This is a genomic window from Kosakonia sp. BYX6, assembly GCF_038449125.1.
GTDB classification, from domain to species: Bacteria; Pseudomonadota; Gammaproteobacteria; order Enterobacterales; family Enterobacteriaceae; genus Kosakonia; species Kosakonia calanthes.
On sequence record NZ_CP151800.1, the window covers coordinates 2,592,561 to 2,618,881 of the forward strand.

A 26,321-nucleotide genomic window follows, 5' to 3' on the forward strand; every position below is an offset into this window, starting at 1 on the left:
AGTAGCCGTCGTCAAATATTTACCCCGGCTTGTGATTTACCGCACATTTTGCAATGACTTATGCGCAAAAATCATCCGCCAGCGGCTGCCAATAATTGCTGCTTAAAGCGCGCGGCCGCCGTTCCCTGCTCATGGTGTTTTGACCAGACCAACCACATTTCAGACACCGCGTCCGGCTCGATGATCGGTATCCAGCGCATTTCACTCAGTTGCACACGATGAAATGAAGCCGGAAGAATCGACACGCCAAGGCCTGCCGCTACCAGCCCGATAATGGTCATCGCCTCGCCCACTTCCTGGGTGATGGTGGGCGATAACTGATAGCGGCGCATCAGCCCGAGGATCTCGTCATACAACCCGGTCCCGACATGCGGGTCGAAAAAGACAAATGGCTCTTGCGCCAGCTCGATGAGCGACACGGCATCGCGTGCCGCCAGTGGGTGATTTTGGTGAATCATCGCCAGTAGCGGCTCGCGCAGGATAACCTCCCACGCCAGCGTGTCGGGCAGCGGCGTATTGCGCATCAACCCCAGATCCAGTACGCCTTCATTGAGCGGCGCGATCTGCTCGCGGGTATTAATTTCCCGCGTCTGGATATGCACGTCGGGATAGCGCTGGCGAAACGATGAGAGCGTGTCGGAAACCGCTTTGATAAAGGGCGCGGAAGAAGTAAAGCCAATACGCAACTCGCCGGTTTCCCCCTGATGCAGCCGAACGGCGCGGGCGGCAGCTTCATCGACCTGGCTTAAGATTTGCCGGCTGTCGGCAAGAAATTGTTTTCCAGCGGGTGTCAGCGATACGCTGCGGTTGGTGCGGGCCAGCAAACGCGCGCCGACCTGCTGTTCAAGGATCTGGATTTGCTGGCTGAGCGGCGGCTGCGAAATATTCAGTCGCGCGGCGGCGTGACCAAAATGCAGTTCTTCGGCCACGGCAATAAAGTAACGTAGGTGACGCAGTTCGATATTCATATGTATAAAGTATCATTTGAGATTATTAATATATTAGACAGAATATTGTGCCTTTCATACCCTTTACAGCGTGGTAAGCCCGTCACCCAAATCACGGGTATGAAACGTAAGGATCTCAAGTGAGTCGTACAACAACCGTTGACACCGAGCCGGCAAGCGTCGTCAACGAAAAACCTGTCTCTTTGCCGGGACAATTTATCAAACGTGGTACTCCCCAATTTATGCGCGTCACGCTGGCACTGTTTTCCGCCGGGCTTGCGACCTTCGCCCTGCTTTATTGCGTCCAGCCCATCTTGCCGGTGTTGTCCCATGAATTCGGCGTTTCGCCAGCCAGTAGCAGTATTTCCCTCTCGATTTCGACCGGCATGTTGGCGATTGGCTTGCTGTTTACCGGGCCGTTGTCGGATGCGATTGGCCGCAAAAAAGTGATGGTGACCGCGCTACTGCTGGCTTCCTGCTGCACATTATTATCGACGATGATGACCAGCTGGCACGGCATTCTGGTGATGCGCGCGCTGGTCGGTTTATCGCTGAGCGGCGTGGCGGCGGTGGGGATGACTTACTTAAGCGAAGAGATCCACCCGAGTTTTGTCGCCTTTTCGATGGGGTTGTATATCAGCGGTAACTCCATCGGCGGCATGAGCGGACGCTTACTGAGCGGTGTCTTTACCGACTTCTTTACCTGGCGTATCGCGCTGGCGGTGATTGGCTGTTTTGCGCTGGCCTCGGCGCTGATGTTCTGGAAAATCCTGCCTGAATCGCGCCATTTCCGCCCGGCATCACTGCGCCCGAAAACGCTGTTTATTAATTTTCGCCTGCACTGGCGCGACAAAGGCCTGCCGCTGTTGTTCCTTGAAGGCTTTTTGCTGATGGGATCGTTCGTCACGCTGTTCAACTATATCGGTTATCGGCTGATGCAATCCCCGTGGATGCTGAGCCAGGCGGTCGTCGGGTTGTTGTCAGTGGCCTATTTAACCGGCACCTGGAGTTCACCGAAAGCGGGGGCGATGACCAGCAAATACGGGCGCGGCCCGGTAATGATCGGTTCGACCACCATCATGTTGCTTGGCTTATTGCTGACACTATTCTCGTCACTGGCGCTTATTTTCATCGGCATGTTGCTGTTTACCGCCGGTTTCTTCGCCGCGCACTCGGTCGCCAGTAGTTGGATTGGCCCGCGCGCGAAGCGTGCCAAAGGCCAGGCTTCTTCGCTCTACCTGTTCAGCTATTATTTGGGCTCCAGCGTCGCCGGGACATTAGGCGGCGTGTTCTGGCACAGCTACGGCTGGAATGGCGTCGGCGGGTTTATCGCAGCCATGTTGGTGATTGCCGTGCTGGTAGGTAGCAGGCTTCATTCGCGCCTGCGTTAATGCACGAAAAGAGATGCAAGCCCTGCGATGCGGGGCTTTTTTATTGGCTCTGTGTGCGCGTTAAAACAAACCTAAAATGGACGTAGCACCCATAACTTCTCGCACTGCGTCAAGCACCATCAGAGCAAAGATCACCCAGACAAAAGGATTCATGGTTTTTGTTGTGCTGTGTTGTTATTGGTTATGTAAATGAGATTTTTTTATTATGGTACAAATTTTCAGATTAACCGCAGAACTACTACTTTTAGGCGGTTACGTTAACAAACACTAAAAATCAGAGGCACTATGGATACGCAAAATTATCAACAACTTACCCGCACGTTCCTGCGCCTGTCGCGCTTTTCACACCTCGCCTCTATTGCCAGTTGGGACATGTTCGCCATGATGCCGCCGGGCGGCAGCGCCGCGCGCGGTGAAGCGCTGGCGGAACTTAGCGTGCTGCGCCATCAAATTCTGACCAATAAACAGGTCGGTCAGTGGATTGAAGGCGCGAAGCAGGAAGATCTGAACGATATTGAACAAGCCAACCTGCGTGAAATGCAGCGCCATTACGAGGAAGCCGCCCTGCTGCCGGAAGCGCTGGTCGAAGCCCAGTCACTGGCGGGCAGCAAATGCGAACACGCCTGGCGCACGCAGCGCCCGGCAAATGACTGGACGGGTTTCTCCGCCAATCTGAAAGAGGTGGTAAAACTCGCCCGCGAAGAGGCCAAACTGCGCGCGGCGGCAAAAGGCTGTTCGCCTTATGATGCGTTACTCGATAAGTTCGAACCGGATATGACCAGCGCACGCCTCGATGAACTGTTTGGCGACGTAAAATCCTGGCTGCCGGATCTGCTCAAACAGGCCGTGGCAAAACAGGAACAGCAAACCCTGATTGCGCCGCAAGGCCCCTTCCCGATTGCCGACCAGCGCGAACTCGGCTTGCAGGCCATGCAGGTGCTGGGTTTTGACTTTAACGGCGGGCGCCTGGATGTCAGTGCCCATCCTTTCTGCGGCGGTGTACCGGAAGATGTACGCATCACCACCCGTTACGACGAAAACGAACTGCTGAGCGCCTTGTTCGGTGTGGTGCATGAAACCGGTCATGCCCGTTACGAGCAGAATCTGCCGCGCAGCTGGCCAGGCCAGCCGATCGCGCTGGCGCGTTCTACCGCCATTCACGAATCGCAAAGTCTGTTCTTTGAAATGCAACTGGGTCGCAGTGACGCCTTCCTGCGCCGCCTGCAACCGGCGATTAGCCAGCGTTTTGGTATGCAACCGGCGTTTGAAGAGCAGAACTTTATCGCCTGGAACCAGCGTGTGAAGCCGGGTTATATCCGCGTGGATGCCGATGAAGTCAGCTACCCGGCGCACGTCATTCTGCGCTATGAAATTGAGCGCGCGCTGATCGACGGCGAGATTGAAGTGGATGACATTCCCGCGCTGTGGAATGAAAAAATGCAGGCCTGGCTGGGGATTTCCACCGAAGGTAATTACCGCAATGGCTGCATGCAAGACATTCACTGGACGGACGGCGGCTTTGGTTACTTCCCGTCTTACACCCTTGGCGCAATGTATGCGGCACAGCTTTTCCACGCTGCGCGCGTTGCGTTGCCGGATCTGGACGCGTCGATCGCCGAAGGGGATTTCACCGCCCTGTTCGACTGGCTGCGCCAGAATATCTGGCAGCACGGCAGCCGCTTCAGCACCGCGCAATTAATCGCTAACGCCACCGGCGAAGCGCTGAACGCCGACTATTTCCGCCAGCATCTTACCCGCCGTTATCTGTGACAAATCCGCGCCGGGCGCCAGCTCCGGCGCGGTACATCGCCTTTGTACATTCCGTTACACGCCGATACCAATCACTCACGGAAGCCGTGTGTTTACAGGGATATAGTGCTTTCAACGGCCCCGCAGTGGGGTTGAATGAAGAAACCAATTCGAGGATATCGGAATGAAAAAAGTATTAGCTCTGGTTGTTGCCGCTGCTATGGGTCTGTCTTCTGCTGCTTTCGCTGCTGACACTGCTGCCACCTCTCAGGCACCGGCTGCTGCGCCGACCACCACGACTGCTGCTCCGGCTGCTAAAGCGGCTCCGGCGAAAAAAGTCCACAAAAAACACAAAAAAGCGGCTGAACAAAAAGCGCAGGCTGCTAAAAAACACCACAAAAAAGCAGCCGCTAAACCGGCTGTAGAGCAGAAAGCTCAGGCTGCTAAAAAACACAAAAAACACGTTAAACACACTGCCACCAAACCGGCTGCACAACCAGCTGCATAAGTAAACGTGTCTGTAACCGGCATTCGCCGTATGAATGCCGTGATAAGTCGGCGCTGACCCTTTGGGTAAAGCGCCGTTTTTCTCTGGAGGCCACTGGATGATGCGACGTTATCGTTTTGAAGTGATTCTCATGATGTTGATCCTCTGCGCGCTTATCGCCATCCGCTTCTACCTTTACTGATGTAGCACGCTGATTTTACTCCCACTTTCTTCGCGTCCCGTCTATATTTATTAACCTGGGCTTACGTTTAATAATCATAATTACCCCCACCCGAGTGTGATATGCGAAAAATCGTTGTGCTGTTACTGGGACCGCTGCTTTTGTTTTCTGCCGTTGGGCATGCTGACGATGGCGACGAGGATGTTATAAGCGCCCGTGATGTGAAAACGCTTTTTTTCGGTCATGACGATCGCGTGCGTGTAGCCACGCCGACAAGAGCACCGTGGGATGCCATCGGCCAGTTAGAAACCGCCAGCGGCAATTTGTGCACCGCGACACTTATTTCCCCACACCTGGCGTTAACCGCCGGGCACTGCCTGTTAACGCCGCCGGACGGCAAAGCCGATAAAGCCGTAGCGCTGCGTTTTGTTTCGCAACGCGGCAGCTGGCGCTATGAAATTCACGGTATCGAAGGGCGTGTTGACGCGTCGCTCGGCCATCGGCTCAAGCCCGATGGCGACGGCTGGATTGTTCCCTCTTCTGCCGCCTCCTGGGATTTTGGTCTGATCGTCCTGCGTTACCCGCCTTCTGGCATTACGCCGCTGCCGATTTTTACCGGTGATAAAGATGAGCTTACCGCCGCGCTGAAAACCGCCGGGCGAAAAGTGACTCAGGCCGGTTACCCGGAAGATCATCTCGATAATTTATTCAGCCACGAAGATTGCATTGTGACCGGCTGGGCGCAAAGCAGCGTGCTGTCGCACCAGTGCGATACGCTGCCGGGCGACAGCGGTTCGCCATTGATGTTAAAAACGGATGCCGGTTGGCAACTGATTGCGGTGCAAAGTTCGGCTCCGGCGGCGAAAGATCGCTGGCGCGCCGATAACCGCGCCATTTCCGTGACCGGTTTTCGTGACAAGCTGGAAGCACTGGCGAGAGAGCCGGAAGAGTAACTTAGCGCTTGCGCCAAATCGGTAATTGCAAAATCTCATTGAGCGGCAGCGGCGGGCTAAAGTAATAGCCCTGCAACTGCTCGCAACCCGCCTGGCGCAGCAGCTTCATCTGTTTCTCATTTTCCACCCCTTCGGCCACTACCTGCATGCCCAGCGCGCTGGCAATGCGGATGGTGCCGCTCACCAGCGCCGAGGCCTGCACATCGTCGTCCACCAGCCCGGCCAGCGATTTATCAATCTTGATGGTGTCGAAATTAAAGCGCCGCAGGTAACCAATGCTCGAATAGCCGGTACCGAAATCATCCAGCGCCACCGCCGTACCCAACGCTTTTAAATTGGCGATGGCCGAACGAGCGCGCTCGGGGTTTTCCAGCACGTAGGTTTCTGTCACTTCCAGCTGTAAGCGGTGCGCCGGGAAAAGGCAGGTTTCCAGCACTCGGGCTACTTTGTCTTCAAACTCCGGATCGCGAAATTGCGCGGGCGAGATATTTACCGACAGTTTCAGAGTGTCTATCTGCTGCAAATCGCTACAGGCGCGGCGCAGGACAAATTGCCCGAGCGCATAGATAAGCCCGCTGGTTTCGGCGATTGGGATAAAGTCATCCGGTTTTAGCTCGCCATCCGGGCGACGCGGCCAGCGCGCCAGCGCCTCGACGCCGATCATGGTCTGGCTGTGCGCATCGACAATCGGCTGATACCAGACATCAAACTCTTCGCGCTCCAGTCCCTCGCGGATGTCATTTTCGATCATTAATTGCCGCTCACGCGCGCTGTTCAACGCTGCATCGTAGTGCGTAATGCGGGCTTTGCCGGTAATTTTTGAGTGATACATGGCGATATCGGCACGGCGAAATAGTTCGGAACTGGAGCACTCCACCAGCGTGCCGCTGGCAATGCCAACGCTGGCACCAATATGGATGGTGCGTTTGCCGATACGCACCGGAGTATGCAGGTACTGCAACACGTTTTTGGCAAAGTCGGCGGCTTTTTCCACCGACCACGGCCCGCTCAGGGTCATGGCAAACTCATCGCCACCCATGCGCGCCAGCATTCCGTCGGTCGGCATTTTTTCGCGCAGCGTCTGCGCAATAGTGACAATCAGCCGATCGCCGACATCATGACCGTAAATATCATTGACGTCTTTAAAGCCATCCAGATCGATAAATACCACGCTTATCAAATCGTTATTGCCCAACGCGCTCCACTGCTCCAGCTGTTCGATCAGCGCGCGCCGGTTGGGTAAACGACTTAGCCAGTCGGTCAGCGCGATGTTGCGCGCCATTTTTTCCCCTTTCGCCAGCTTATATAAGCCCGCGCTGCTCAACGCGATGAACAGCAGGATCAGGCCGGAGGCCAGCATCGCGATTTGGCGAATATTGGCGGCCGCCGCCTGCGCCGCTTCTGCGCCAGGCATATGCGGCGTCCAGCCCAGATACCCCAACAATCCCCCGGCGGAATCGCGCAGCGGCACGCTGGTTTCCACCACTTTTTGCGGCGTTAAACGCAGATCCTGGATTTGAAACGTATTGCCGAGATCGCTCAGCAACTGCGCATTCACATGGCGGGTAATCACCAGGTAACGGCGGGTGCTGTCGTACACCTCAAGCCGGCCCATCATCGGGCGGATAAGCCCGATACTGACAAACGCGACGCCCTGGCGGGTGCGGGTGATACCGGCGAAAATCTCTTTGCCAGCCTGTAGCGGTCGGGCATTGTCACGAATCAAGGCGGCAAGACCGTCACCGAAAAAGGCGAGATTGCGCTCGTTAAACGGTTCGCTGCGAAACGATCCCCAAATCACCGCGAAATGTTCATCCAGCACGAAAGTGCCGTCATACAAATTATTGACCTTGAAGCCCGCGCCCCAAGTGTTGTACAGCCAACCGGTGTCCAGCCGTGGAGGATAGACTTCGCGCACCGCGTCGTCCCAGACGGCGTTGTCGATAACCAGCGAACGCGTGCGGTTGACCGAGGTCTGGATTGCGCCCTGCACCGAAAGCGCCGTGCGGTGTTCGTCAATTTCATTGGCTTTGGTGCTGATCAAATGCAAAGAGAGATAGAGCAGCGCAACAACGGAAACTATCAGCCCAATCCCCGCCAAAAAAACCATAACAAACAGCGTTCTTGCCGTCGGGATATTGCGCCAGCTTAACGGATTGAGCATCGACCGTTCCTTACTGGTGGCCCGTAACGTTAGTCTTTGTCTTCTAAGCGTAATACAGCCAGCGAATTTCGTTGCCCGCAATCACGGGCAACGTCACATCATGCGATTTTTATTAATACCATACCGATAATCAGCAGCACCAGGCCGAGCCAGCCTTTGCCGTTCAGGCGCTGGCCGAAGAGCACCCAGCCAGCGGCAAGCGTGGCGACAATACCAAACCCGCCCCACAGCGCGTAAGCAACGGAAAGATCGATACCTTTCACCGCCTGCGATAACGCGCTGAACGCGGCTAAGACGGCGACCAACGACCCGCAGCCGTACAGCTTGCGACGAAAACCGTCGGAAAGTTTTAAGAAAATATTGGCCAGAATTTCCAGCGCGATCGCAATAGCCAGCCATAACGCGTGAACCCACTCAAACGGCGACATGGTTACACTCCTGACACACAGTTTTGCGCGTCCCGGATTTAATCAACACAATGCCGATCACAAGCGTTGTCAGCCCGGCCGCTTTGAGCGGCGATAGCGGTTCATCAAAAAGAACGACGCTCAACACGGTTATCAATACAATGCCGATGCCTTCCCATAATGCGTAGGCCACGCCGAGGGCAATTTTTTTCACCGCGAACGACAGCAAAATATAAGAGAGGGCGATCATCACCAGCATTAAAATAAAACCGCTGTGACTACCGTTAATACTTGCCCATTTCATCGACAGTGTGCCGGTTATTTCAGCAATAATGGCCAGCGCTAATAAAATCCAATAAATCATTTTTTTCTCCTGCTTGAGAATACAATTCCCTGCGGCTTACCGTTCGACGGAAAACCGGAAAAATAGTGTTGTTAGCCGCGCCATGCGCGAGCTCAGGCAGAGAGAAAACTACAGCGCAGAGCGCCAGTATTGGTCGCCAGCAAGCAGGCAGCAAGAGGAGATAGGGAGGGAAAAGCCAGAATTCAGGTTGCTGAACAGCATGTCCATATAGTTACAATTATCCGCGAATTGCTTCTCGTCGGGGCGGATTAAAATTGTCCTCAGTGGTTAAACACCGCGTATTTTTAACATGCCTTAAGATTTTACTCAAAGCCTTTGCACTTCTTTACCCGGCATTTATTTCTGAAAGTAATACACGCTGCCGTTTATTTTCGACAGCGTGTTTACCGTTTTATTTTTGCGGATCGTTAAGCGTATTGGCGCGTGCTTCCGCCAGCAAATTCCACGAGGAAATAAACAACGCGGCAATCATTGGCCCCAGCACAAAACCGTTAATGCCAAAGAACTGCAAACCGCCGAGCGTCGTCAGCAGGATCAGGTAATCCGGCATGCGGGTATCTTTGCCCACCAGCAGCGGGCGCAAAATATTGTCGGCCAGACCTACCACAATCACGAAATAGAGCGTCAAGATTGTCGCGGTGACAAGTTCACCCGTGGAGTAGAGGAAAATCACTGCCGGGATCCAGACAATCGCGGTGCCGACCGCCGGGATCAGGGACAAGAACGCCATCAGCGCGGCCCATAGCAGGCTGCCATTAAAACCGGCAAACCAGAAACCAATGCCGCCGAGCGCGCCCTGCACTATCGCCACCACCAGCGTACCCTTCACGGTTGCCCGTGCTACACCCGCGAATTTCAGGAATAAGCGGCGTTTAATTTTCGCCGACAGCGGCGTCACTTCGTAGATTTTACGCACCAGCGATGCGCCATCTTTCAGCAAGAAGAACAGCAGATAAACCATCAGACAGAAGCTGACCGTGATGCCCAATGTGCCCTTGCCGATAATCACCGCGCTGCCCGCCAGATAGCGTCCGACATTCAGCGCCACGCCGGAGAGTTTTTCTCGGATCGACGCGACCGAGTCAAAATCATTTTCGCGCAATGAATTTTTTGCCCACTCCGGCAGGTGCGCAATCCCGTTGCTCAATAGTTGCGGCAAGTCCGTGGCATTGCTTTGCAGGCGCTGGTACAGGCTATTGATCTCCACGGCAAGCGAAGAGATAACGATCATCATCGGGATAAAAACCAGTATGCAGATCAGCAGCACGGTAATCAGCGAGGCGATACCGTTACGCCCGTTCATCAGCGCCGACAGACGCCTGCGCAGCGGATAAAAGATCAGGGCCAGGATCACCGCCCAGATAATGGCGGAGTAATACGGCTGGATCAGGCTGAAAAACGCCAGACTTACCAGTAATAACAAAACGATAAAGAAGAAATTATTGCTTTTGAGTGTCGTCATGCGAGCCGTCCATTGGATAAATTGCAACTAAGTGTAGTGGCTTACCTATTGATTGTAAAAGAATTACCCTTCCATTCGCGGAGAATGCAGAGACGTTTCGCGACGGCAAATCCTCATTAGTTAGCGTGGAGCATTAAAAGTTTAAGGCGGCTAAATTTCCTCTCACATCAGGATCTTCTGATGATCCTTTCATTGGGTACTTGATCAATGCGTGAGAACAACGATACTGTATTTATATACAGTACCAATAAAGATTCACACTCATTATGACTACCAGCGCCTTTCCCAGCCCGGCTGCGGACTATATCGAAGATGCGATCGACCTTGTCAAAAGCCTGATCGCCCACCCGTCGGCCACATATGTGATACGCGCATCGAGCGATGCCATGTGCGATTCGGCGATCCTGCCGGGTTCACTGCTGCTGGTGGACACCAGCCTGCAACCGGGCGATGGCGATATCGTCGTCGCCCGGCTGTTAAGCGGCTTTACCGTTAAGCGCCTGCGTTTGCGGCCCCGCCCGCAATTGGTGGCGGATAACCCCGCTTACCCGGTCGTAAAAATCGATGAAGAAGAAGGCGCGCACATTGTAGGCGTGGTGACCACCGTAATTACCTTGCCGGCTCGCCATGTACGCGCTCGTTGATGTGAACTCGTTCTATACCAGTTGCGAAACTGTCTGGCGGCCGGATTTAACCGGCAAACCGGTGGTCGTGCTCTCGAACAATGACGGCTGCGTAATTTCGCGGTCGGCCGAAGCCAAAGCACTCGGCATCAATATGGCGGAGCCTTTTTTCAAACAAAAAGAGCTGATGCAGCGCCACGGCGTGGCAGTTTTCAGCAGCAACTACGCGCTGTATGGCGACATGAGCCACCGGGTGATGACCCTGCTGGAAGAGATTTGTCCGGGCGTGGATATGTACAGCATCGATGAAGCATTTGTCGATTTGACCGGTATCCCGCACCTGAGAGCGTTCGGGAAAACGATACGCGATGCCATTTATCAACGCACCATGCTCACTGTCGGGGTGGGCATTGCCCCGACCAAAACGCTGGCGAAACTGGCGAACCACGCCGCCAAAAAATGGCCGGAACAATCGCGCGGCGTTGTGGATTTATCGCGCCAGGTAAACCAGCACAAGCTGATGGCGGCTCTGCCGGTCGGCGATGTCTGGGGCATTGGCCGTCGGCTGAGCAAAAGGCTGGACGCAATGGGCATTGATACCGTGCTCAAGCTGGCGCAGAGCGATCTGTGGTTTATCCGTAAAAATTTCAGCGTGGTGCTTGAGCGAACGGTACGCGAGTTGCGCGGTGAACCCTGCCTGGGATTTTCTGAATTTTCACCGTCCAGGAACGAAATCATCAGTTCCCGCTCATTTGGCCAGCGCGTCAGTGATTACGCCTCTGTGCGCGAAGGTATTTGTACCTGGGCGGCGCGGGCCGCTGAGAAATTGCGCGCCGAGCACCAATATTGTCGCTATGTCGGCGCCTTTATTAAGAGCAGCCCTCACGATGACGATGAACCTTATTACAGCAATCGCGCGGGAATACGTTTGCTAACGCCAACCCATGACACGCGGGATATTATCGCCGCGGCAACGCGTAGCCTGGATATTATCTGGAAGCAAGGCCCGCGTTATCAAAAAGCCGGCGTAATGCTGGGCGATTTTTTCAGCAAAGGCGTGGCACAACTTAATTTATTTGATGAGTACGCCCCGCAGGGAAATAGCGAGGCGCTTATGCATGTGCTGGACAGATTAAATAAGAAAGGCAACAAATTGTGGTTTGCGGGCCAGGGGGTAACACCCGACTGGACGATGAAGCGCTCCCTGCTTTCACCCGCCTGGACCACCCAACTGGATGATGTCCCCCAGGCCGGTTAGCGGCTGCGCTTGGCGTGCCGCTCCCAGTTTTCGTGCTTCGCCTGCTCGGATTTGCGCAGCGCGACATAGCACGCGCCGCTGCCGCCGTGGTGCGGCAACGCCACGCAGAACGCCTGCACATCATCAAACTCAGACAACCAGCGCGCAAGATAGCTGCGCACAATGTTGGGGTGCGAATTATCCTCGCGCCCTTTGCCATGAATGATGAGTAGATTGCGTAGCCCATCCTGCCGGCATTGATACATAAAGCGAAACAGCGCCTGTCGACACTGCTCTACTGGCTGGCGCAGGAGATTCAGACTCGCCTGCTGGGGATATTTCCCCAGGCGCAGCTTATCAATCACGCCGTTTTGCAGACCCTCGCGCCTGAACTCTAGCGGCGTATCGAGAGGAATAATGTCCAGGAAATCGGTGGTTAAAAAGTTATCGAGTTGCAGGGTGTCAACGCGCTGCAAGGTGCGGGAATTATGGCTCGGTTGCCAGTGCACATCGGCGCTGTGCTTTAGAGGTTGGACATCCTCCATGGCGTCAAGGAACAGGGATTTGTCGTCAGGGTTCATGGGGCAGTCCTCCAGCTACTTCTGCTGAGGTACTATAGCTGGCGTGGCGCGCACGCTCAACGACTAACGCCGATTAACCCCTTGCACGTTAACGGGTTAAAAACCTTAACGTAAATTACAACGATATTAATACTCTAAATTTCAGTTAAGTTATCGTGAAATCAATCACCATTTCGTGCTGGTAATAGAAATTGTAACCGCTATAACTATATTTACCACGCAAGGAAAAAAAAGCGAACAATAAAGAAAGGACGCATTTTTGTGTGTACTGTAGAGCCTGGCGGATGTCGGCAGGCTCTATTTTTTTATTATTTTAAAAAATAGAATATATCATCCATTACATAACAAGCCGCTCCGAAATTATATTTCCAGCTGAAAATTCTGACCGCAAACAAGCGTACCTTTGGGGTATGGTGGCAGCAGGTTTTGTCTGATAAATTGACGCCGCTAACCACCGTTAAGGATGCCCGATGCTCACCCTGCTTGAAGATAAGATCTCTACCCCGCTTGGCCCGTTATGGGTGCTGTGCGATGAGCGTTTTCAGCTTCGCGCGGTCGAATGGGAAGAACATAGCGCTCGCATGGTCGAACTGCTGAATATTCATTATCGCAGCGAAGGGTATCAGCGCATCGCGGCACGTAATCCGGGCGGATTAAGCCAGAAATTGCAGGATTATTTTGCCGGCGATCTGGCGATTATCGATACGCTGCCGACAGCAACCGGCGGAACGCCTTTTCAGCGCGAAGTGTGGCAGATGTTGCGCACCATCCCTTGCGGGCAAGTGATGCATTACGGTCAACTGGCGGAAATCCTCGGGCGCACGGGTGCCGCTCGCGCAGTGGGCGCGGCCAATGGCGCAAACCCGGTGAGCATTGTTGTTCCCTGCCACCGCGTGATTGGGCGTAACGGCACCATGACCGGTTATGCGGGCGGCGTGCAGCGCAAAGAGTGGCTGCTGCGCCATGAGAAGTATTTGCTATTGTGAGAAAAAACGCCTGTTTAGGCTTCTTTTCTTTGCGTTCTGTGGTAAAAGCCTTAACGAAATGGTGGAATTTCAAAGAGATGATGCAAGGTCATCTCTTACCGTTTCGCTCCTCTGTTTTAATAATCGTGAATTGACGTTTTGCCAGGCTTACGTGCTCAATAAAAAGATGTTAAAATTGACCAATATCAATTACGGCGTTGAGCAGACCTATGATCCCGGAAAAGCGAATTATACGACGCATTCAGTCTGGCGGGTGTGCAATCCATTGCCAGGATTGCAGCATTAGCCAGCTTTGCATCCCTTTTACCCTCAATGAACACGAGCTGGATCAGCTCGACAATATCATCGAGCGTAAAAAGCCCATCCAGAAAGGTCAGACTCTGTTTAAAGCAGGGGATGAACTGAAATCGCTCTACGCCATCCGTTCGGGTACCATCAAAAGCTACACCATCACCGAACAAGGTGATGAGCAAATCACCGGCTTCCATCTGGCGGGTGATTTAGTGGGCTTTGATGCAATTGGTACCGGCCACCACCCAAGTTTTGCTCAGGCACTGGAAACGTCCATGGTCTGTGAAATCCCGTTTGAAACGCTTGATGATCTGTCTGGCAAAATGCCAAACCTGCGTCAGCAAATGATGCGTCTGATGAGCGGCGAGATCAAAGGCGATCAGGATATGATCCTGCTGTTGTCGAAGAAAAATGCCGAAGAGCGTCTGGCGGCGTTTATCTACAATCTCTCCCGTCGTTTCGCACAGCGTGGTTTCTCGCCGCGTGAGTTCCGCCTGACCATGACCCGTGGCGACATCGGTAACTATCTGGGTCTGACAGTGGAAACCATCAGCCGCCTGCTGGGCCGTTTTCAGAAAAGTGGGATGCTGGCGGTGAAAGGCAAGTACATCACCATTGAGAATAGCGATTTGCTGGCACAACTGGCCGGACACGCGCGTAACGTAGCCTGATTTTTTCCCCGTCTTATGCACCTTTGCCAGGTCATTAAATTTTTCTGATTTATTGATCTGGCAAAAGGTTTTCCCTGTTTCATTCAGCACTTATGGGTTATCTTTTACTTACAGACTGTGGTGACAGATGTAAGGAGACCTGTATGGCTAAGTATCAGAATATGTTGGTCGCCATCGATCCTAACCAGGACGATCAGCCAGCATTACGACGCGCCGTGTATTTACACCAACGGATTGGCGGCCGAATCAAAGCGTTTTTACCAATCTATGATTTCTCTTACGAGATGACCACCCTTCTGTCCCCCGATGAGCGAACCGCAATGCGCCAAGGCGTCATTAGTCAGCGTACCGCGTGGATCCGCGAGCAGGCTAAGTACTACATCGACGCGGGCGTGCCTATCGAGATTAAAGTGGTGTGGCACAATCGTCCCTTCGAAGCGATCATTCAGGAAGTGCTGGCGGGTGGTCATGATTTACTGCTGAAAATGACCCACCAGCACGACAAACTGGAATCCGTCATTTTCACCCCCACCGACTGGCACTTGCTGCGTAAATGCCCTTGCCCGGTATGGATGGTCAAAGATCAGCCCTGGCCGGAAGGCGGTCGGGCCGTTGTGGCGGTGAACCTCGCCAGCGAAGAGATTTACCACAACTCGCTGAATGAAAAATTAGTGAAAGAGACGCAGCAACTGGCTGAGCAGGTTAACCATACAGAAGTGCATTTGGTTGGCGCTTATCCGGTCACGCCGATCAATATCGCTATTGAACTGCCGGAGTTTGACCCGAGTGTATATAACGATGCGATTCGCGGTCAGCATTTGCTGGCAATGAAAGCGCTGCGGCAAAAATTTGGTATTGATGAAAAAATGACGCATGTGGAAAAAGGCTTGCCGGAAGAAGTGATCCCGGACCTGGCTGAACATCTGCAGGCCGGGATTGTGGTGCTGGGCACCATCGGGCGTACCGGGATTTCCGCTGCGTTTTTGGGCAATACCGCCGAACAGGTTATCGATCATCTGCGCTGCGATTTACTGGTTATCAAGCCAGATCAATACCAGACGCCGGTCGAGCTGGACGAAGAAGACGATTAACCATCAAACCCGCCCGCTGGCGGGTTTTTTTATGCCGTCTGCTGCCCACTTTCCTCAATGGACGCGTTCTCAACCGCCAGCCCACCTTTGACAACCACACACGGCAGCGCCAGTTCGATACCCTGCTCAGCCAATTTTTCCATAATGCGGATGTTAATCTCCTGCTGAATATCCATGTATTGGTTGTAATCCGCCGTGTTGACGATATGCACCACTTCAAAATTCAGCCTATCGGCGGCAAAACCCTGGAAATGCGCGCGGTCAAATTTGGTTTCGCCAACCTCAGTAATGATGGTTCGCACCATTTCCCCCACTTTGCGCAATTTGTCCGGCGGCGTCGTTAATGCCAGACCGAAAGTAAAAACGATTCGCCGCGTCTGCATGCGTTTGTAATTATGCAGCGTCTGTTGCAGCAAAATGGCGTTACCACAAACGATCTGCTCGCCGCTCAGGCTGCGGATGCGCGTAGTTTTAAGACCAATGTGTTCGATGGTGCCGGCAACGTCATTGAACACCACAAAATCACCGATTTCGAAAGGCTTATCAAAACCGATGGAAAGCGACGCGAAAACATCGCTAAGAATGGTTTGCACGGCCAGCGCAATGGCGATACCGCCAACCCCCAGGCTGGCAACCAACGCGGTGATATTGACGCCCACGTTCGCCAGAATCGACAACAGCATGACTGTCCAGAGCATCATTCGCAGCAGCAAACCGGCAATCACCATGGTGACCGGATTTTTGCTCGCGCCTGGCGTATACATCAAATGGCGCATCCACGAAACAACGCCCTGATCCATCCAAATTGCCACCTGGATTGCCAGTACTAAAAACCAGGCATGGCCAAGAGTGTTGAACAGGCGATCGGGCAGATCAACAAAGCGCAGGCTAAACAGCAACGCGGCGATGAAAAGCAGAAATCGGCTGGTGCGCTTCAACATATCCACCAACACATGCTGCATTTTTCCTACACCGCGCTGCCGCTCGCTCCAGCTTTGCGCACCTTTCATCAACACCGCCAGTAAGCGCTTAAACAGCCAGTAGACAATCAGCGTTACCACCACGACTGTCCCAAAACCGATCCAGAATGATGGCAACATCAACATGGATATGAAGTCGAAACGTGACAAAAACGTCATCCTTCCTCCGCTTAAAAAACATAGAAAGAAAAGTATAGACGCGGGTTTTGGCGGATAGCGGGCAAAAAAATACCGCCCCGAAGAGCGGTATTGGCAGGCTGTACGGATTACAGCGCTTTGAGGATCGCATCGACGCTGGCTTTGGCATCGCCAAACAGCATCTGCGTGTTCTCTTTAAAGAACAGCGGGTTCTGCACACCAGCATAGCCCGTGTTCATAGAGCGTTTGAACACAATAACGTTTTGCGCTTTCCACACTTCCAGAACCGGCATACCGGCGATGGGGCTTTTGGGGTCGTCCTGTGCCGCCGGGTTGACGGTGTCGTTCGCGCCGATAACCAGCACGGTGTCGGTATCGGCGAAATCATCGTTGATTTCGTCCATTTCCAGCACGATGTCATACGGCACTTTCGCTTCCGCCAGCAGCACGTTCATGTGGCCCGGTAAACGGCCGGCAACCGGGTGGATACCAAAACGTACTTTCACGCCGCGCGCGCGCAGTTTTTCGGTGATTTCCGCTACCGGATACTGCGCCTGCGCCACCGCCATGCCATAACCCGGGGTGATGATGACAGAATGCGAGTTTTTCAGCAGATCCGCCGTCTCTTCGGCGTTGATTTCACGGTGCTCGCCCGCTTCTTCATCACTGCCGCTGGAAGAACCATCCGTACCAAAACCACCAGCAATCACGCTGATAAAGGAGCGGTTCATCGCCTTACACATAATGTAAGAAAGTATCGCCCCCGACGAGCCGACGAGCGCACCGGTGACAATCAGCAGATCGTTGCTGAGCATAAAGCCCGCCGCCGCCGCCGCCCAACCGGAATAGGAGTTCAGCATCGACACCACAACCGGCATATCCGCCCCGCCGATGGACGCCACTAAATGCCAGCCAAACGCCAGCGCGATGATGGTCATCAGCAGCAGCGCCAGCACTTGCAGACCAACGCTTTCCGTGCGAACAAAGATCAGCAGCAGCACAAAAGAAACGACCAGCGCCGCCAGGTTCATCTTGTGGCGGTTCGGCAGCATCAGCGGCTTAGAGGAGATCTTCCCGCGCAGCTTACCGAACGCAACAATAGAACCGGTAAAGGTGACGGCACCGATAAAGATACCGAGGAACACTTCGGTCAGGTGAATATTCACCAGCACCGGGTCCAGACCCACTTCATGATCCAGGTAGCTGTTGAAACCGACCAGCACTGCTGCCAGGCCGACAAAGCTGTGCAGCACCGCGACCAGTTCCGGCATTTCAGTCATTTCGACTTTCTTCGCCAGACGAATACCGATAGCGCCACCAATGATCATCGCCACCAGAATCCAGGCGACATTGCCGGTTTCCGGGCCAAAAATGGTCGCCACCAGTGCAATGGCCATACCGGCGATACCAAAGTTGTTACCCTGCTGGGAGGTTTCATGCTTGGAAAGCCCCGCCAGACTGAAAATAAACAGGATCGCGGCAACAATGTATGCAGCTGTAACTAATCCTCCAGACATTTGTTACCCCTTAGTTCTTCCGGAACATTTTCAGCATGCGCTGAGTGACGGTGAAACCACCGAAAATATTAATGCTGGCAATCAACACCGCGATAAAGCTTAAGAAGCTGACCCAGCCGCCGTGACCAATCTGAAGCAGCGCGCCGACAACGATAATGCCGGAAATGGCGTTAGTGACCGACATCAACGGCGTATGCAGCGCATGAGAAACGTTCCACACGACGTAATAGCCGACCACACAAGCCAGCGCGAAAACGGTGAAATGGCCGAGGAACTCTTTCGGCGCCACATCCGCCAGCCAACCGAAGAGAATAATCGCCAGCGCCATCAACGCATATTTACGCCACGGCGACGCCGGTTTGGCCTCTTCTTTCGGTGCAGCAGCGGCTTTTGGTGCAGCCTGTGGCTGTGCGGAAACCTGAATAGGCGGCGCCGGCCAGGTCACTTCACCATCGCGAACCACCGTAACACCGCGCACGACCACATCGTCGAAATTGACAACAACGTTGCCATCTTTCTCAACGCACAGCAGTTTCAGCAGGTTAACAAGGTTGGTGCCGTACAACTGGGAAGATTGTGTCGGCAGGCGGCCAGGCAAGTCGGTATAACCGATCACTTTGACGCCGTTAGCGGTGGTGCTGACTTGATTAGGCACGGTGTATTCGCAATTACCACCGTTTTGCGCAGCCAGATCGACAATCACGCTGCCCGGCTTCATGGAATCGACCATCTCGCGGGTAATCAGTTTTGGTGCGGGTTTGCCTGGGATCAGCGCAGTAGTGACGATGATATCGACATCTTTTGCCTGTGCGGCGAACAGTTCCATCTCGGCTTTGATAAAGGCTTCAGACATCACTTTCGCGTAACCGTCGCCGCTGCCCGCCTCTTCTTCAAAATCCAGCTCAAGGAACTCGGCGCCCATACTCTGCACCTGCTCTTTCACTTCTGGGCGAGTATCGAAAGCGCGGACGATAGCGCCAAGGCTGTTGGCGGCGCCGATCGCGGCAAGACCCGCAACACCCGCGCCAATAACCATCACTTTTGCCGGTGGAACTTTACCTGCGGCGGTGATTTGCCCTGTAAAGAAACGGCCAAATTCATGCGCGGCTTCAACAATGGCGCGGTAGCCGGCGATGTTCGCCATGGAACTCAACGCATCCAGCGATTGCGCGCGGGAAATACGTGGCACGGAATCCATCGCCATGACAGTCACATTTCGCGCTGCCAGTTTCTCGATCAACGCCGGATTCTGCGCAGGCCAGATAAAGCTCACCAGCGTCGTGCCGGGGTTTAACAGCGCAATCTCTTCTTCATCAGGTGCATTGACCTTGAGGATCACGTCCGAATGCCAGACATTATCGCCGTCGACAATCGTCGCCCCAGCCTGGGTGAACGCATCGTCATCGAAACTTGCCAGTTTGCCGGCGCCGCTTTCAATCGCGACGGTGAAACCCAATTTAAGCAGCTGCTCGACCGTTTTCGGCGTCGCCGCAACGCGGGTTTCATTGGCCAACCGTTCTTTAGGTACACCAATACGCATAGTTTTCCCTTCCATCGGTTTTAGATGATGGTTTGTCAGTCGTTACCGGAACAGCGTTGCATCTGTACGACAGAAATACGGACTACGTCCCGGAAAATAAAACAGTAACAAACTTTCTATAACCTACTGAAAATAACGCCGCTGATCCACCGCCGGAAAAGACAATTTATGCGTTTATCTGGGAAAATTAAGCTATTGAGGAGGCTGGCAGGGTTATTTGCCTTAAATTCATGCGTACAGACTGATATTCCGCTTAAGCGAAGCGGCAAAACACGATTAATCTCCAGCGAAGATTAGCTTTTTAACAATGCATTAACTTTAAAAAGTCATATGCTTTATCACTTTTACGGGTCAATCGCCTGTTTTTTCAACATATCACTAAAGGTTATCGTTATTAACCCTGCCCACAGCACAGTCAGTGAAAAATCACGCAGACAGTCGCTCTGTTTAAATGCAATAATCACCGACGTTTTCCTAACAACAACACCAGTTTATGGTTTGCGCAAGGCGAAGGATTATTTTTATGAAGCTCAAGTACACCCTCCTGGCGTCAGCACTTCTGTCCGTGACCGCGTTGTCCGCCAACGCTGCGACAGAGTTAACACCGGAGCAAGCAGCAGCGGTGAAACCTTACGATCGTATTGTCATCACTGGCCGCTTTAACGCCATTGGCGATGCGGTTAACGCAGTGTCCAAACGCGCGGATAAAGAAGGTGCGGCGGCATTTTACGTTGTTGACTCCCATGATGCGGGTAACAGCGGCAACCAGCGCGTAACCGCCGATTTATATAAAGCAGACGCAGCCAAAGCCGATAAACCGGAATACCGTGTGATTAACGGCATTACGGAATTACCGAAAGACAAAGCGGTTCAACTGGAACCATACGATACGGTGACTGTTCAAGGTTTCTTCCGTACCCAGCCTGAAGTTAACGACGCCATCACCAAAGCGGCCAAAGCGAAAGGCGCGCATTCTTTCTATATTGTGCGCCAGGTTGATGCCAACCAGGGCGGCAACCAGCTGGTGACGGCTTTTGTGTACAAAGCTGACGCGAAAAAACGCGTTCTGCAAAGCGCCGATGCTATTCCGCGTGATTCCGATGCGGGCCGCGCTGCGCTGGCAAAAGGCGGCGAAGAAGCCAAGAAAGTGGAAATCCCGGGCGTTGCTTCCGATGCCACACCAGGCGTCGGTGTAGGCCGTTTCTTCGAAACACAATCTTCCAGCGGCGGTCGTTACAGCGTCACGCTGCCTGACGGCAAAAAGATTGAAGAAGTGAATAAAATCACGGCCGCGCAGATGGTGCCGTTCGACAGCATCAAGTTCACCGGCAACTACGGTAACATGACCGAAATCTCCTACCAGGTTGCGAAACGTGCAGCAGCCAAGGGCGCGAAGTATTACCACATCACGCGCCAGTGGTCCGAGAGCGGCAACAACATGACAATCAGCGCTGACTTGTTCAAATAATCGGTACTGGTTTACCAGGCGGCTCCTGTAGCCGCCTTTTTTTTGCGATTTTGCTCGGTTTTTCGTGAAAATTACCTTCCCGCGCATTGCATGCCCAAGCGACTCTCCGTAAAATCCCGCGCCTTAGTCATATCCACCATATTTATGCGCCCCGGCAAAATAATTATTCTGGATTAGTTGCATTTTTGACAGGATAACAATGGAAAAGAAACTTGGCCTTAGCGCTTTAACTGCGCTGGTTTTGAGCTCAATGCTCGGCGCAGGCGTGTTCAGCCTGCCGCAGAATATGGCGGAAGTCGCCAGCCCTGCGGCGCTGATCCTTGGTTGGCTGATTACCGGCGCGGGGATTTTACTGCTCGCCTTCGCCATGTTGATCCTGACCCGCATCCGCCCGGATCTTGATGGCGGCATTTTTACTTATGCCCGCGAAGGTTTTGGCGAGTTGATCGGCTTTTGCTCTGCCTGGGGTTACTGGCTGTGTGCGGTCATCGCTAACGTTTCCTACCTGGTGATTGTCTTTTCCGCTTTGAGCTTTTTTACCGACACTCCAGCGCTACGCCTGTTTGGTGATGGTAATACCTGGCAGTCGATTGTGGGCGCTTCCGCCCTGTTATGGATTGTGCATGCGTTAGTGCTGCGCGGGGTGCAAACCGCGGCGAGCATCAACCTGGCGGCAACGCTGGCAAAACTGGTACCGCTCGGGCTGTTTGTCGTGCTGGCGGCGCTGGCGTTTAACCTCGATAAATTCAAATTTGATTTTAGCGGCGTGGCGCTGGGCGTTCCCGTTTGGGAACAAGTGAAAAACACCATGCTGATCACCCTGTGGGTGTTTATCGGTGTGGAAGGCGCTGTGGTGGTTTCCGCCCGTGCGCGCAATAAACACGACGTTGGCCGCGCCACAATGCTGGCGGTGCTGGCTGCGTTAACCGTGTATCTGCTGGTTACGCTGCTCTCGCTGGGCGTCGTTCCACGCGCTGAACTGGCGGAAATGCGTAACCCGTCGATGGCCGGGCTGATGGTCAAATTGCTCGGTAGCTGGGGTGAAGTGGTGATTGCGGCGGGCTTGATTGTCTCGGTGTGCGGCGCGTATCTGAGCTGGACCATTATGGCGGCGGAAGTGCCGCTGCTGGCGGCAACTTATAAAGCCTTCCCGCGCATTTTTGCCCGCCAGAACAAAAACAATGCGCCAGCAGCCTCGCTGTGGCTGACCAACACCAGCGTTCAGGTGTGTCTGGTGCTGATTTGGCTGACCGGCTCGGATTACAACACCCTGTTGACCATCGCTTCCGAAATGATTCTGGTGCCCTACTTGCTGGTTGGCGCGTTCCTGCTGAAAATCGCTCGCCGTCCGCTGCATCAGGCGGTGGCTATCGGCGCATGCGCGTATGGCCTTTGGCTGTTGTATGCCTCCGGCCCGATGCATTTATTGCTGTCAGTGGTGCTATACGCGCCGGGCCTGTTGGTGTTTATGTACGCGCGCCGCACCCATGCGCTGGAAGCATCCCTCAAACAGCGGGAAAAAGCGCTGATTGGTCTGCTGCTGATCGCCGCACTGCCCGCCACCTGGATGCTGACTCGGTGAGATTAATGGAGGCGGCTCCAACAGTAAATTAACAGCCAGGCGCTGAGGCTCCAACAGAGTACCGCGCAGCCCAGCTGCCGGCCAGACTCGCATAAAACCGGTGAAATACCATAACGACAGCAAATAAATAAAGTACGGAATAATCGCCCACATGCCGAAGACGATCGTTATGCGCAACGCCTCGATGCCGCGCTCGGTTGCCACAATGTAATGAGCAATCAGCGCAAAGGTGGGAAACAGCGGGATTAACCCGGCAATATAGTAATTTTTTGTTTTAGCCAGCATGCCAATCAGCAACACCACCAGCGCGCCGATCGCCGCTTTAATAACCAACCCCATAATTCTGCCTTTAACACTTAAACAACAAAGAGCGACAGCATAACGGAACGTTTGTTGTTTAGAAAAGATTAATGGCAGGTTGCGACAAGGCGGTGTATGTTGACGTTTTTGTTCAATCACGATGGCATATGGATAAGATCGTTTTTGTGGAAGACGACCCGGAAGTTGGCGCACTTATCGCTGCGTACCTGGGCAAACACGATATGGATGTCATTGTTGAACTCCGAGGCGATCGTGCCGAAGAGGTCATCGCCCGTGAGAACCCGGAACTGGTGCTGCTGGATATTATGCTGCCCGGTAAAGATGGCATGACTTTGTGCCGCGATCTGCGCAAACAGTGGAACGGCCCGATTGTGCTACTCACCTCGCTTGATAGCGATATGAACCATATCCTTTCGCTGGAAATGGGCGCGAATGATTACATTCTCAAAACCACACCGCCCGCTGTGCTACTGGCGCGTTTGCGCTTACATTTACGCCAGCGCACCCACGCCGCAACGGAACCCGCGGTTCCCTCGTTGAAACAGCATAAAACCATCAGCTTCGGCACATTATCTATCGATCCGGTGAATCGCCAGGTGCTGCTCGCTGGTGTTCAGGTCTCACTTTCGACGGCGGATTTCGAACTGTTGTGGGAACTGGCGACACACGCCGGGCAGATCATGGATCGCGACGCACTGTTGAAAAACTTACGCGGCGTGAGCTACGACGGCATGGATCGTAGCGTAGATGTGGCGATTTCCCGTCTGCGCAAAAAGCTGCTCGACAGCGCAACGGAACCCTATCGCATCAAAACCGTCCGTAATAAAGGCTATCTGTTTGCCCCTCATGCGTGGGACAACTGAAGCGCATAACCAGGTGTCACTATGAAAAAGCTGTTCGTCCAGTTTTACCTTTTGCTGTTCGTCTGCTTTCTGGTCATGACGATGTTGGTCGGCCTGGTGTACAAATTCACTGCCGAGCGGGCGGGCCGCCAGTCCCTCGACGATTTGATGAAAAGCTCGCTCTACCTGATGCGCAGCGAACTGCGCGAAATCCCGCCGCATCAATGGGCTAAGACCCTGAAAGAGCTGGATCTCAACCTGTCGTTTAATCTGCGTATCGAGCCGATGAATAAATTTACCCTTGACGCGCCTTCTGCACAGCGGCTGCGCGAAGGCGATATTGTCGCGCTGGATTCGGAATACACCTTTATTCAGCGCATTCCCCGTAGCCACTACGTCCTGGCAGTTGGCCCAATACCCTATCTCTTTTTCCTGCATGAAACGCGACTGCTGGATATGGGGCTAATGGCGCTGATCGCCATCTCCCTCGCCTTCCCGGTGTTTATCTGGATGCGTCCGCACTGGCAGGAGATGTTGCGGCTGGAATCGGCCGCGCAGCGCTTCGGCGAAGGCCATCTTGAAGAGCGCATCCATTTTGACAGCGCCTCCAGTTTTGAACGCCTCGGCATCGCGTTTAACCAAATGGCTGACAATATCAACGCGCTGATCACCAGTAAAAAACAGCTGATCGACGGTATCGCCCATGAACTGCGCACGCCGCTGGTGCGGTTACGTTACCGGCTGGAGATGAGCGATAACCTCAGCGAAAGTGAACGCGCGGCGCTAAATCGCGACATTGGCCAGTTGGAAGCGCTGATTGAAGAGTTACTGACCTATGCCCGTCTCGATCGCCCACAAACCGAACTGAAATTAACCACGCCGGATCTGCCCGCCTGGTTTCGCAGTTATATGGACGACGCCCGCAGTATGAACCCGAAACACACCTTGTTGCTCAGCAGTACGGCAGGCGAAGAGTACGGCGCGCTCGATATGCGCCTGATGGAGCGCGTGTTAGATAATCTGGTGAACAACGCCCTGCGCTACAGCCAGCAAACGGTGAAAGTGACCTTGCAGCGCAACGGTTCGCTGGCCAGCATGACGGTGGAAGATGACGGCCCAGGCATCGCGCCGCAAGAGCGCGAACGTGTGTTCGAACCGTTTGTACGTCTCGATCCGAGCCGTGACCGCGCGACCGGCGGCTGCGGATTAGGGTTAGCGATTGTGTATTCTATTGCCCAGGCGTTCGGCGGCAATGTTAGTTGCACGCAGAGTGAACTTGGCGGCGCGCAATTTACTTTCCAGTGGCCAATTTACCACCACATTCAACTGCCCTCCTGAACGATAACGACGCAGTAGCCGATGCCCGGCTGCTGTGCTATAAATTAAAAGTATGTTGTAACTAAATAGAGGGAATGATGGCCGCTTTAGATCTGATCGACCGCCTGAACACCACCTTTCGCCAGCTGGAACACGAACTGGCGGCGCTGAAAGCGGAGCTGAGCGATTGCCGTTTAATGGCCGGTCGCGTGTTTACCCTGCCGGAAATCGCCAAAGGCGCGGAGCACGATCCGCTGAACACCATTCATGTCAAACAGCATATTGGCAAGCAGGCCGCCAGCCTGGCGCTGAGCCATTACACGCATCTGTTTATTCAGCAGCAGTCGGAAAACCGCAGCAGTAAAGCCGCCGTCCGTCTGCCGGGCGTGCTCTGTTATCAAACCAGCGAAGCCGCGCTGAAAGCGCTTGAAGCGCGCATCAGCACCATTAATTCGCTGAAATTAACGTTTGAGCGCATTGTCACGGTGGATTCCGGGCTGACGCCCGCCGCCCGTTTTGAATGGGTGCATCGCCATCTTCCAGGGTTGATCACGCTGAATGCTTACCGCACGCTGACGCTGATCCGCTCGCCGGGAACCATCCGTTTCGGCTGGGCGAATAAGCACATTATTAAAAATCTCACCCGCGATGAGGTACTGGCGCAACTGGAGAAAAGCCTGAAATCGCCGCGTGCCGTTTCCGCCTGGACGCGCGAAGAGTGGCTGGCGCGCGTGGAGCAAGAGTACAACGACATCGCCGCCCTGCCGAAACAGGCGCGGCTGAAAATCAAACGGCCGGTAAAAGTGCAGCCAATCGCGCGGGTCTGGTATTCCGGGTCGCAAAAACAGGTGCAATACGCCTGCCCGACGCCGATTATCGCCCTGCTTGCAGAAGAGAATGGCGCAGCGGTGCCGGACATCGGCGAACTGCTGGATTACAACGCCGATAATGTGCAACACCGCTATAAACCGCAGGCGCAGCCGTTGACGTTACTGATCCCACGGCTGCACCTTTATTTGGCGGGTTAGGTA

At 53.9% G+C, this 26,321-nt stretch carries 24 protein-coding genes and 1 pseudogene; 14 read left to right on the plus strand and 11 right to left on the minus strand.

From position 1 onward, the window contains the following. Positions 1–71: 71 nt before the first annotated feature. The gene (locus AAEY27_RS12100) at positions 72–968 is read right to left on the minus strand and encodes a LysR family transcriptional regulator (RefSeq protein WP_342320785.1); all 897 of its coding nucleotides are present in this window, start codon (positions 966–968) and stop codon (positions 72–74) included. Positions 969–1,087: 119 nt separating this feature from the next. Here AAEY27_RS12100 and AAEY27_RS12105 point away from each other — a divergent pair, with 119 nt between their 5' ends. Beyond that, positions 1,088–2,338 carry an MFS transporter gene (locus tag AAEY27_RS12105; protein ID WP_342320786.1) on the plus strand — a complete coding sequence of 417 codons (1,251 nt, stop codon included), beginning with the start codon at positions 1,088–1,090 and terminating at the stop codon, positions 2,336–2,338. Between the two features lie 60 nt (positions 2,339–2,398). On the opposite strand, the gene AAEY27_RS12110 is transcribed toward AAEY27_RS12105, so the two are convergent. Next, positions 2,399–2,491, minus strand: coding sequence for a KPN_01571 family protein (locus AAEY27_RS12110; RefSeq protein WP_342320787.1), 93 nt, complete (start codon positions 2,489–2,491; stop codon positions 2,399–2,401). A gap of 132 nt (positions 2,492–2,623) precedes the next feature. Between AAEY27_RS12110 and AAEY27_RS12115 the strand changes: the two genes are divergently transcribed. The 3 genes from AAEY27_RS12115 to AAEY27_RS12125 all read left to right on the plus strand — a co-directional run bounded on the left by AAEY27_RS12115 (position 2,624) and on the right by AAEY27_RS12125 (position 5,708). Beyond that, positions 2,624–4,108 (plus strand): carboxypeptidase M32, encoded by a 1,485-nt coding sequence (locus tag AAEY27_RS12115; RefSeq protein ID WP_342320788.1) that lies wholly within the window; start codon positions 2,624–2,626, stop codon positions 4,106–4,108. Between the two features lie 163 nt (positions 4,109–4,271). After that, the gene (gene asr, locus AAEY27_RS12120; RefSeq protein ID WP_342320789.1) at positions 4,272–4,595 is read left to right on the plus strand and encodes an acid resistance repetitive basic protein Asr; all 324 of its coding nucleotides are present in this window, start codon (positions 4,272–4,274) and stop codon (positions 4,593–4,595) included. Between the two features lie 282 nt (positions 4,596–4,877). Continuing rightward, positions 4,878–5,708, plus strand: a complete 831-nt coding sequence (locus tag AAEY27_RS12125; RefSeq protein WP_342320790.1) for a trypsin-like serine peptidase — start codon at positions 4,878–4,880, stop codon at positions 5,706–5,708. Position 5,709: 1 nt separating this feature from the next. Here AAEY27_RS12125 and AAEY27_RS12130 read toward each other — a convergent pair whose 3' ends face one another. From AAEY27_RS12130 to AAEY27_RS12145, 4 genes are all read right to left on the minus strand, one after another. Further along, positions 5,710–7,872, minus strand: a complete 2,163-nt coding sequence (locus AAEY27_RS12130; protein ID WP_342320791.1) for a putative bifunctional diguanylate cyclase/phosphodiesterase — start codon at positions 7,870–7,872, stop codon at positions 5,710–5,712. A gap of 98 nt (positions 7,873–7,970) precedes the next feature. Next, positions 7,971–8,300: a multidrug/spermidine efflux SMR transporter subunit MdtI gene (gene mdtI / locus AAEY27_RS12135; RefSeq protein WP_342320792.1), complete on the minus strand. Its 330-nt coding sequence runs from the start codon at positions 8,298–8,300 to the stop codon at positions 7,971–7,973. Further along, the gene (mdtJ, locus tag AAEY27_RS12140) at positions 8,287–8,643 is read right to left on the minus strand and encodes a multidrug/spermidine efflux SMR transporter subunit MdtJ (RefSeq protein WP_342320793.1); all 357 of its coding nucleotides are present in this window, start codon (positions 8,641–8,643) and stop codon (positions 8,287–8,289) included. The genes mdtI and mdtJ overlap by 14 nt, the downstream gene beginning before the upstream one ends. Positions 8,644–9,034: 391 nt before the next feature. Further along, a complete protein-coding gene (locus tag AAEY27_RS12145; protein ID WP_342320794.1) occupies positions 9,035–10,105 on the minus strand; it encodes an AI-2E family transporter in 1,071 nt (356 codons plus the stop codon). 266 nt (positions 10,106–10,371) lie between these two features. Between AAEY27_RS12145 and umuD the strand changes: the two genes are divergently transcribed. Then, the gene (umuD, locus tag AAEY27_RS12150) at positions 10,372–10,749 is read left to right on the plus strand and encodes a translesion error-prone DNA polymerase V autoproteolytic subunit (RefSeq protein WP_342320795.1); all 378 of its coding nucleotides are present in this window, start codon (positions 10,372–10,374) and stop codon (positions 10,747–10,749) included. Then, positions 10,733–11,986, plus strand: a complete 1,254-nt coding sequence (gene umuC, locus AAEY27_RS12155; protein ID WP_342320796.1) for a translesion error-prone DNA polymerase V subunit UmuC — start codon at positions 10,733–10,735, stop codon at positions 11,984–11,986. Before umuD ends, umuC begins: the two co-directional genes overlap by 17 nt. On the opposite strand, the gene smrA is transcribed toward umuC, so the two are convergent. Then, positions 11,983–12,546: a DNA endonuclease SmrA gene (gene smrA, locus AAEY27_RS12160; RefSeq protein ID WP_342320797.1), complete on the minus strand. Its 564-nt coding sequence runs from the start codon at positions 12,544–12,546 to the stop codon at positions 11,983–11,985. The two genes, umuC and smrA, sit on opposite strands and share 4 nt — an antisense overlap. 470 nt (positions 12,547–13,016) lie before the next feature. On the opposite strand from smrA, the gene ogt reads away from it, so the two are divergent. The 3 genes from ogt (at position 13,017) to uspE (ending at position 15,585) form a co-directional block, all read left to right on the plus strand. Beyond that, positions 13,017–13,532, plus strand: a complete 516-nt coding sequence (gene ogt, locus AAEY27_RS12165) for a methylated-DNA--[protein]-cysteine S-methyltransferase (RefSeq protein WP_342320798.1) — start codon at positions 13,017–13,019, stop codon at positions 13,530–13,532. Positions 13,533–13,741: 209 nt separating this feature from the next. Beyond that, complete coding sequence (fnr, locus tag AAEY27_RS12170) at positions 13,742–14,494, plus strand: fumarate/nitrate reduction transcriptional regulator Fnr (protein ID WP_342320799.1); 753 nt, start codon at positions 13,742–13,744, stop codon at positions 14,492–14,494. A gap of 143 nt (positions 14,495–14,637) precedes the next feature. Next, on the plus strand, positions 14,638–15,585 hold the full coding sequence (gene uspE, locus AAEY27_RS12175) for a universal stress protein UspE (RefSeq protein WP_342320800.1): 948 nt from the start codon (positions 14,638–14,640) through the stop codon (positions 15,583–15,585). Between the two features lie 29 nt (positions 15,586–15,614). On the opposite strand, the gene AAEY27_RS12180 is transcribed toward uspE, so the two are convergent. The 3 genes from AAEY27_RS12180 to pntA all read right to left on the minus strand — a co-directional run bounded on the left by AAEY27_RS12180 (position 15,615) and on the right by pntA (position 19,760). Continuing rightward, entirely contained in the window at positions 15,615–16,724 is a 1,110-nt protein-coding gene (locus tag AAEY27_RS12180; RefSeq protein ID WP_342320801.1) for a mechanosensitive ion channel family protein, read from the minus strand. Between the two features lie 107 nt (positions 16,725–16,831). Then, positions 16,832–18,220, minus strand: coding sequence for a Re/Si-specific NAD(P)(+) transhydrogenase subunit beta (gene pntB / locus AAEY27_RS12185; protein WP_342320802.1), 1,389 nt, complete (start codon positions 18,218–18,220; stop codon positions 16,832–16,834). A gap of 10 nt (positions 18,221–18,230) precedes the next feature. Next, a complete protein-coding gene (gene pntA / locus AAEY27_RS12190; protein ID WP_342320803.1) occupies positions 18,231–19,760 on the minus strand; it encodes a Re/Si-specific NAD(P)(+) transhydrogenase subunit alpha in 1,530 nt (509 codons plus the stop codon). Between the two features lie 523 nt (positions 19,761–20,283). On the opposite strand from pntA, the gene ydgH reads away from it, so the two are divergent. Continuing rightward, positions 20,284–21,228, plus strand: coding sequence for a DUF1471 family protein YdgH (gene ydgH / locus AAEY27_RS12195; protein WP_342320804.1), 945 nt, complete (start codon positions 20,284–20,286; stop codon positions 21,226–21,228). A gap of 199 nt (positions 21,229–21,427) precedes the next feature. Beyond that, positions 21,428–22,810, plus strand: coding sequence for an amino acid permease (locus AAEY27_RS12200; protein WP_342320805.1), 1,383 nt, complete (start codon positions 21,428–21,430; stop codon positions 22,808–22,810). A gap of 2 nt (positions 22,811–22,812) precedes the next feature. Here AAEY27_RS12200 and AAEY27_RS12205 read toward each other — a convergent pair. Further along, positions 22,813–23,149: pseudogene (locus AAEY27_RS12205) on the minus strand (GlpM family protein). Positions 23,150–23,277: 128 nt separating this feature from the next. On the opposite strand from AAEY27_RS12205, the gene rstA reads away from it, so the two are divergent. The 3 genes from rstA to tus all read left to right on the plus strand — a co-directional run bounded on the left by rstA (position 23,278) and on the right by tus (position 26,318). Then, a complete protein-coding gene (gene rstA, locus AAEY27_RS12210; RefSeq protein WP_342320807.1) occupies positions 23,278–23,994 on the plus strand; it encodes a two-component system response regulator RstA in 717 nt (238 codons plus the stop codon). A gap of 21 nt (positions 23,995–24,015) precedes the next feature. Beyond that, the gene (gene rstB / locus AAEY27_RS12215; protein WP_342320809.1) at positions 24,016–25,311 is read left to right on the plus strand and encodes a two-component system sensor histidine kinase RstB; all 1,296 of its coding nucleotides are present in this window, start codon (positions 24,016–24,018) and stop codon (positions 25,309–25,311) included. Positions 25,312–25,388: 77 nt separating this feature from the next. After that, positions 25,389–26,318: a DNA replication terminus site-binding protein gene (gene tus / locus AAEY27_RS12220; protein WP_342320810.1), complete on the plus strand. Its 930-nt coding sequence runs from the start codon at positions 25,389–25,391 to the stop codon at positions 26,316–26,318. Positions 26,319–26,321: the final 3 nt, after the last annotated feature.

What these genes read in the sequence shown, in the direction of transcription:
- smrA (WP_342320797.1), bottom strand. Translation starts at nt 12,546, where the DNA reads ATGAACCCTGACGACAAATCCCTGTTCCTTGACGCCATGGAGGATGTC.
- AAEY27_RS12180 (WP_342320801.1), bottom strand. Translation starts at nt 16,724, where the DNA reads ATGACGTTTTTGTCACGTTTCGACTTCATATCCATGTTGATGTTGCCA.
- tus (WP_342320810.1), top strand. Translation starts at nt 25,389, where the DNA reads ATGGCCGCTTTAGATCTGATCGACCGCCTGAACACCACCTTTCGCCAG.
- ydgH (WP_342320804.1), top strand. Translation starts at nt 20,284, where the DNA reads ATGAAGCTCAAGTACACCCTCCTGGCGTCAGCACTTCTGTCCGTGACC.
- AAEY27_RS12145 (WP_342320794.1), bottom strand. Translation starts at nt 10,105, where the DNA reads ATGACGACACTCAAAAGCAATAATTTCTTCTTTATCGTTTTGTTATTA.
- AAEY27_RS12200 (WP_342320805.1), top strand. Translation starts at nt 21,428, where the DNA reads ATGGAAAAGAAACTTGGCCTTAGCGCTTTAACTGCGCTGGTTTTGAGC.
- uspE (WP_342320800.1), top strand. Translation starts at nt 14,638, where the DNA reads ATGGCTAAGTATCAGAATATGTTGGTCGCCATCGATCCTAACCAGGAC.
- umuD (WP_342320795.1), top strand. Translation starts at nt 10,372, where the DNA reads ATGACTACCAGCGCCTTTCCCAGCCCGGCTGCGGACTATATCGAAGAT.
- ogt (WP_342320798.1), top strand. Translation starts at nt 13,017, where the DNA reads ATGCTCACCCTGCTTGAAGATAAGATCTCTACCCCGCTTGGCCCGTTA.
- AAEY27_RS12100 (WP_342320785.1), bottom strand. Translation starts at nt 968, where the DNA reads ATGAATATCGAACTGCGTCACCTACGTTACTTTATTGCCGTGGCCGAA.
- AAEY27_RS12110 (WP_342320787.1), bottom strand. Translation starts at nt 2,491, where the DNA reads ATGAATCCTTTTGTCTGGGTGATCTTTGCTCTGATGGTGCTTGACGCA.
- AAEY27_RS12130 (WP_342320791.1), bottom strand. Translation starts at nt 7,872, where the DNA reads ATGCTCAATCCGTTAAGCTGGCGCAATATCCCGACGGCAAGAACGCTG.
- asr (WP_342320789.1), top strand. Translation starts at nt 4,272, where the DNA reads ATGAAAAAAGTATTAGCTCTGGTTGTTGCCGCTGCTATGGGTCTGTCT.
- AAEY27_RS12115 (WP_342320788.1), top strand. Translation starts at nt 2,624, where the DNA reads ATGGATACGCAAAATTATCAACAACTTACCCGCACGTTCCTGCGCCTG.
- fnr (WP_342320799.1), top strand. Translation starts at nt 13,742, where the DNA reads ATGATCCCGGAAAAGCGAATTATACGACGCATTCAGTCTGGCGGGTGT.
- pntB (WP_342320802.1), bottom strand. Translation starts at nt 18,220, where the DNA reads ATGTCTGGAGGATTAGTTACAGCTGCATACATTGTTGCCGCGATCCTG.
- mdtI (WP_342320792.1), bottom strand. Translation starts at nt 8,300, where the DNA reads ATGTCGCCGTTTGAGTGGGTTCACGCGTTATGGCTGGCTATTGCGATC.
- pntA (WP_342320803.1), bottom strand. Translation starts at nt 19,760, where the DNA reads ATGCGTATTGGTGTACCTAAAGAACGGTTGGCCAATGAAACCCGCGTT.
- rstA (WP_342320807.1), top strand. Translation starts at nt 23,278, where the DNA reads ATGGATAAGATCGTTTTTGTGGAAGACGACCCGGAAGTTGGCGCACTT.
- mdtJ (WP_342320793.1), bottom strand. Translation starts at nt 8,643, where the DNA reads ATGATTTATTGGATTTTATTAGCGCTGGCCATTATTGCTGAAATAACC.
- AAEY27_RS12125 (WP_342320790.1), top strand. Translation starts at nt 4,878, where the DNA reads ATGCGAAAAATCGTTGTGCTGTTACTGGGACCGCTGCTTTTGTTTTCT.
- umuC (WP_342320796.1), top strand. Translation starts at nt 10,733, where the DNA reads ATGTACGCGCTCGTTGATGTGAACTCGTTCTATACCAGTTGCGAAACT.
- rstB (WP_342320809.1), top strand. Translation starts at nt 24,016, where the DNA reads ATGAAAAAGCTGTTCGTCCAGTTTTACCTTTTGCTGTTCGTCTGCTTT.